The sequence below is a fragment of the Variovorax sp. CF313 genome (assembly GCF_000282635.1).
Lineage (GTDB): Bacteria > Pseudomonadota > Gammaproteobacteria > Burkholderiales > Burkholderiaceae_C > Variovorax.
The window spans coordinates 1-6,232 of the sequence record NZ_AKIW01000065.1 but is presented as its reverse complement, the minus strand read 5'-3'; the positions used below and the strand labels follow the sequence as shown (position 1 = coordinate 6,232).

At 68.2% G+C, this 6,232-nt stretch carries 5 protein-coding genes; all 5 read left to right on the top strand.

Annotation, left to right across the window (positions count from 1 at the left end; genetic code table 11):
• Positions 1 to 760, top strand: a 760-nt coding sequence (locus tag PMI12_RS15950) for an ATP-binding cassette domain-containing protein (protein WP_007834396.1), incomplete at its 5' end; no start/stop codon positions are given.
• A 50-nt stretch (positions 761 to 810) separates the two neighbouring features.
• Positions 811 to 2,304, top strand: coding sequence for an ABC transporter substrate-binding protein (locus PMI12_RS15945; RefSeq protein WP_007834394.1), 1,494 nt, complete (start codon positions 811 to 813; stop codon positions 2,302 to 2,304).
• A gap of 4 nt (positions 2,305 to 2,308) precedes the next feature.
• The gene (locus PMI12_RS15940; protein WP_007834393.1) at positions 2,309 to 3,721 is read left to right on the top strand and encodes an amidase; all 1,413 of its coding nucleotides are present in this window, start codon (positions 2,309 to 2,311) and stop codon (positions 3,719 to 3,721) included.
• A 22-nt stretch (positions 3,722 to 3,743) separates the two neighbouring features.
• Positions 3,744 to 5,192: an aldehyde dehydrogenase family protein gene (locus PMI12_RS15935; RefSeq protein ID WP_007834392.1), complete on the top strand. Its 1,449-nt coding sequence runs from the start codon at positions 3,744 to 3,746 to the stop codon at positions 5,190 to 5,192.
• A gap of 7 nt (positions 5,193 to 5,199) precedes the next feature.
• On the top strand, positions 5,200 to 6,090 hold the full coding sequence (locus tag PMI12_RS15930) for an NAD(P)-dependent oxidoreductase (RefSeq protein ID WP_007834390.1): 891 nt from the start codon (positions 5,200 to 5,202) through the stop codon (positions 6,088 to 6,090).
• Positions 6,091 to 6,232: the final 142 nt, after the last annotated feature.

Below are 6,232 nucleotides of genomic sequence, written 5' to 3'. Positions count from 1 at the left end.
TCACTACGCGCTGCCGCGCGAGAAGCTCTTCGGCCCGCCACCGACCGTGAAGGCGCTCAATGGCGTGAGCTTCGAGGTGCACGCCGGCAAGAGCGTGGGCATCGTGGGCGAATCGGGCTCGGGCAAGTCGACCATCGCGCGCCTCGTGATGGCGCTGGACACGCCGACTTCGGGCAGCGTGCGCCTCGAAGGCCGCGACCTGCACACGCTGCCGAAGGCCGAACTGCGCACCGCGCGGCGCGATTTCCAGATGGTGTTCCAGGACCCCTACGGCTCGCTAGACCCACGCCAGACCGTCGCGCGCATCGTCGCCGAGCCCCTCGAGGCGCTGGCCGAAACGAGCCGCGCCGTGCAGCGCGAGCGTGCCAACGAGGCGCTCGCCGCAGTCGGCCTGCGCACCACCGACATGGACAAGTACCCGCACGAGTTCTCGGGCGGCCAGCGCCAGCGCATTGCGATCGCACGGGCGCTGATCACGCGCCCCAAGCTCATCGTGGCCGACGAGCCGGTGAGCGCGCTCGACGTGTCGGTGCAGGCCCAGGTGCTCAACCTCATGCAGGACCTGCAGCAGCAGTTCGGCATCAGCTATCTGCTCATCAGCCACGACCTCGCGGTGGTCAACCACCTGTGCGATGAAGTGTGCGTGGTCTTCAAGGGCCGCATCGTGGAGCGCGGCCGCCCGGCCGACCTGTTCCGGCACGCGCAGCACGAGTACACGCGCACCCTGCTTTCCGCCGTTCTGCACACGCCGTCCCGCTAGCCGGGCGGTCGTTCTTTCTTTCCATCACCCTCACCTCCAGGAACTACCGAATGTTGAAGCGACGCACACTCATGACTTCCGCCATGGCCGCGGCAATCCCGGGTGTCTTCCTGCCCCAGGCGCGTGCGCAGGCCGGCAAGAACACGCTGACGATCGGCATGCCGCTCGAACCGCCGGGCCTGGACCCGACGACCGGCGCCGCATCGGCCATCGCGGAGATCACGCAGTACAACATCTTCGAGACGCTCACCAAGGTGAACGCCGACGGCTCGGTCACGCCGATGCTGGCCGAGAGCTGGACCTCGTCGCCCGACATGAAGACCTTCGTCTTCAAGCTGCGCAAGGGTGTGCGCTTCGAGAACGGCCAGCCCTTCAACGCATCGGTCGTGAAGTTCTCGTTCGACCGCGCGGGCGGCGCCAAGAGCACCAACAAGGACAAACGCTTCTTCAGCGAGATCGGCACCGTGGTGCTCGACGACTACATGGTCGGCGTGAACAGCACGCTGCCCAATCCCGACCTGCCCTTCATGCTCGGCCAGTCGACCGCCTGCATCGTGGAGCCCAAGAGCGCCGAGACCAACGCCACCGCGCCGGTGGGCACCGGCCCGTACAAGCTGAGCGCCTGGCAGCGCGGCGCCTCGTGCACACTGGTGAAGTCGCCAACGTACCGCGACCCTAACCTCGCGAAGACCGAGAAGTTCGTTTTCCGCTTCATGTCGGACACCGCCGCGCAGACCGCCGCGCTGATGGCCAACGACATCGACATCTTCCCGCGCGCGGGCACGCGCTCGGTGAGCCAGTTCAAGGGCAACCCGCGCTTCCAGGTGATCGAGGTCGGCACGCGCGGCAAGGTGATCCTCACCATCAACAACCGCAAGAAGCCGCTGGACGACGTGCGCGTGCGCCGCGCCATCCTGGCGGCCATCGACCGCAACGCGATCGTTCAGGGCGCGGCAGATGGCTTCGGCAAGCCCATCGGCAGCCACTACGCGCTGGGCGCGCCGGGCTTCATCGACACCACCGCGTTGAACCCCTACGACGTAGAGGAGGCGAAGAAACTGCTGGCCGAGGCCGGCGTGAAGACACCGCTCGAACTGCGCCTGCAGCTGCCGCCGCCTTCGTATGCGCGGCAAGGCGGCGAGGTGATCGCGGCGCAGCTGGCGCAGATCGGCATCCACGTGAAGATCCAGAACGTCGAATGGGCCCAGTGGCTCAGCGGCACCTTCGGCGGCGCGCACGACTTCGACCTGACGATGGTCGCCCACGTGGAGCCCTTCGACCTCGTGAAGTACACCGAGCCCGACTACTACTGGGGCTACGACTCGAAGAAGTTCCGCGACCTGTTCGCCACCATCCAGAACGAAGAGAACAAGAAGCGCCGCGCCGAACTGCTGGCCGAGGCGCAGCGCGAGCTGGCCACGGACGCGGTCAATGGCTTCCTGTACCAGGCGGTGTTCCCGACCATCGCGCGCAAGGAAGTGAAGGGCCTGTGGCCGAGCATGCCGATCGTGGTGAACGACCTGGCCGCGATCTCGTGGGGCTGATGCGATGACGACCAAGCCCTTGTATTCCCTGAGCGTGCAGGAGCTGCACGCGGCTTACGCCGCCAAGGAACTCTCGCCGGTCGAAGTGGCACGCTCGGTCAACGAGCGCATCGCCGCCTATGAGCCCGAGCTGCATGCCACATGGCTGTTCCGCCCCGAACTGGCGCTCGAACAGGCGCGCGCCTCCGAAGCGCGCTGGCTGGCCGGCCAGCCGCGCGGCACGCTGGACGGCGTGCCCGTGACCATCAAGGACAACCTCGCGACCGCAGGCGACCCGATGCCGCTGGGCACCGCAGCCTACGACCTCGTGCCGATGCTGCAAGACTCGCCACCCGCCGCCCGCCTGAAGGAAGACGGCACGGTGCTGGTCGCCAAGACCACCATGCCCGACCTGGGCATGCTGTCGTCGGGCCTGTCGAGCTTTCATGAACTCTCGCGCAACCCGTGGGACCTGTCGCGCACGCCCGGCGGTTCCAGCGCGGGTGCGGGCGCGGCGGCCGCTGCGGGTTACGGCCCGCTGCACGTGGGCACCGACATCGGCGGCTCGCTGCGCCTGCCTGCGAGCTGGTGCGGCATCTACACGCTCAAGCCCAGCTTCGGCCGCATTCCACTGAGCACGCCCTACATGGGCCGCTGCGCCGGGCCGATGACGCGCACGGTGGCCGACTCGGCGCTGATGATGGCGTCGATCGCGCAGCCCGACGATCGCGACTACTCGGAGCTGCCCGCGCCCGCGATCGACTGGGCGGCCTTCGAGGTCGACCCGTCGTTCCTCAAGGGCAAGCGCGTGGCGCTGCACATGGACGCGGGTTGCGGCCTGCCGCTCGATCCGCAGATTGGCGAGGCCGTGCGCCGCGCCGCGAAGCGCATCGAGGCGGCCGGCGCGCATGTGGAGGAAATCGGTGCCTTCATGACACCGAAGATGCTGCAGGGCATGGACCACTTCTGGCGCATGCGCTCGTGCATCGACATGCAGGCGATGACCGCGGAAAAGCGCGCGAAGATCCTGCCGTACATCCGCGAGTGGGCCGAGAGCGCGGCCGGTTTCTCGGGCGCGCACATCTTCGACGCCTACAGCCAGTTCGTCGCCACGCGCGCGGCCACCGTCGCCGCTACCAAGGCCTACGACTTCGTGATCTCGCCCGTGTCGCCCAACATGCCCGCGCCCGCGGAACACGCCTCGCCGACCAACGACCCGATGCTGCCGCTGGAGCACATCGGCTTCACGGTGCCCTACAACATGTCGGAGCAGCCCGCGGCCTCGATCAACTGCGGCTATTCGGGCGAGGGCCTGCAAGGCATGCCGATTGGCCTGCAGATCGCCGGGCGCCGCTTCGACGACCTGGGCGTGCTGCAATTCAGCCGCGCCTTCGAACAGATCCGCGAAGCCCAACACCCCTGGCCCGAACCGAAGTGATCGGCCGCAAGGAGACAACCTCATGAACGCCACCCACTACATCGACGGCCGCCACGTACCGTCCGAAGGCAACGCCACCATCGACGTGATCGACCCGAGCGACGGCCAGAAATTCGGCGAGATCGCACGCGGCACGGCTGCCGACGTCGACACCGCCGTGCGCGCCGCGCGCCAGGCCATGGGCGAGAACTTCGACGGCCCCTGGGGCGGCATGACCGCGCTGCAGCGCGGCCGCCTGCTCGCCAAGCTCGGTGCCGCCGTCTTGGAACACCACGAGGAGCTGGCCCAGCTGGAGGCGCGCGACACCGGCAAGGCGCTGCGAGTGGCGCGCAACGATGCGACCGCGCTGGCCCGCTACTTCGAGTACTACGCCGGCGCCTGCGACAAGCTGCATGGCGACACCCTGCCCTACGAGCGCGGCTACACCGTGCTGACCGTGCGCATCCCGCATGGCGTGACGGGGCACATCATTCCCTGGAACTACCCGATGCAGATTGCGGGCCGCAGCGTAGGCGCATCGCTCGCGGCCGGCAACGCCTGCGTGGTGAAGCCGGCAGAAGACGCGAGCCTGTCGCTGCTGCGCCTGGCCGAGATCGCGACCGAGGTGGGCTTTCCGGCCGGGGCGCTCAACGTGGTGACGGGCTACGGCAAGGAAGCCGGCGCGGCGCTGTGCGCGCACCCGGGCATCGACCACATCTCGTTCACCGGCTCGACGATGACCGGCCGCAGCGTGGGCCTGGCCGCGGCCGAGCGCCATTGCCCGGTGACGCTGGAGCTGGGCGGCAAGTCGCCGCAGATCGTGTTCGCCGACGCCGACCTCGACGCGGCCGAACCGGTGCTGCTCAACGCCATCATCCAGAATGCCGGCCAGACCTGCTCGGCGGGCAGCCGCGTGCTGGTGGAGCAGTCGGTGTACGAAGAGGTGGTGCAGCGCCTCGCGAAGCGTTTCACGGCCGTTCGTGCGGGCACGCCCGCGGAAGACCTGGACATGGGTCCGCTCATCAACGAGAAACAGTTTCGCCAGGTGCGCGACATGGTCTCGACCGCCGAGGCCAGCGGCCTGAAGGTGGCGGCGCGCGGCACGGTGTCGCCCAACGCATCGACCACGGGCTTCTACCAGGAGGCCGTGCTGTTCCGCGACGTGCCGCACGACAGCGACATCGCGCAGCGCGAGGTCTTCGGCCCGGTGCTGGCCGTGACCCCCTTCGCCGACGAGGCCGAGGCGGTGCGCCTGGCCAACGGCACGGACTTCGGCCTGGTGGCCGGCGTGTGGACACGCGACGGCGCGCGCCAGCTGCGCATGGCGCACAAGCTGCATTGCGGGCAGGTCTTCGTGAACAATTACGGTGCGGCGGGTGGTGTAGAACTGCCTTTCGGCGGCGTGAAATCCAGCGGCTTCGGCCGCGAGAAGGGCTTCGAGGCCCTGCTCGGATTCACGACCCTCAAGACCATCGCCATCAAGCACGGATGAACAATTCATGACCACCACTGAACAGCAAGCCCCACGCAAAGTCGGCCTCGTCGGCGTCGGCCTGATGGGCCACGGCATCGCGAGCAACATCGTCAAGCACGGCCACCAGTTGACGGTGCTGGAACACGCGGGCAACCAGCCGATCGACGGCCTGCTGAAAGCCGGCGCCACGTCGGTGAAGGACGTGGCCGCCCTGGCCGCGCAGGTCGACGTGCTGATCCTCTGCGTCACCGGCACGCCGCAGGTCGAGGCGGTGATGCTCGGCGACAAGGGGGCGCTGACGGCCCTGCGCCCCGGCACGGTGGTGATCGACTGCTCGACGGCCGTGCCCGCCTCCACCGCGAAAGTGGCGGAAGCGGTGGGCGCCAAGGGCGGCAGGTTCATCGATGCGCCGATGACCCGCACCGCGAAGGAAGCCGCCGAGGGCCGGCTGAACCTGCTGGTGGGTGGCGACGCCGAGGTGCTGGCTTCGTGCCTGCCGCTGCTGCGCTGCTTTGCCGAGAACGTCACGCACGTGGGCGGGATCGGTGCCGGTCATGCGATGAAGCTGCTGCACAACTTCGTGTCGCTCGGCACGGTCGCGCTGCTGTGCGAAGCGGCTGCCTGTGCACAGCGCGCGGGCGTGGCGCCGGATGTGTTCGTGGACGTGCTCGCCAAGGGCGGCGGCAACGGCGTGGCGCTGGAACGCGTCAAGCCCAAGCTGCTGACGGGCAGCACCGACTCGTTGAAGTTCTCGATGGCCAATGCCAAGAAGGACCTGGGGTACTACAACGACATGGCGGAGCAGTCGTCTTCCAGCCATGGCATTGCGCAGGCTGTCGATGCGTTGCTGACCCGGGGTGTCGAGAAGTTCGGGCCGGACCGGATGGTTCTCGATCTGGTCGAAGCGCTGCGCTGATTCTTTTTGCTCTTGCTCTTTGCGCCGCCGTTGTTCGGAGTGCGTGCACAGGCCACCGGGTACTCCCCTCCGCGAATATCCCCCGCCCTTCGGGCTCCTCCTTTATTTCGCTGCGGGGAGCACCCGGTGCCCTGCGCACGAA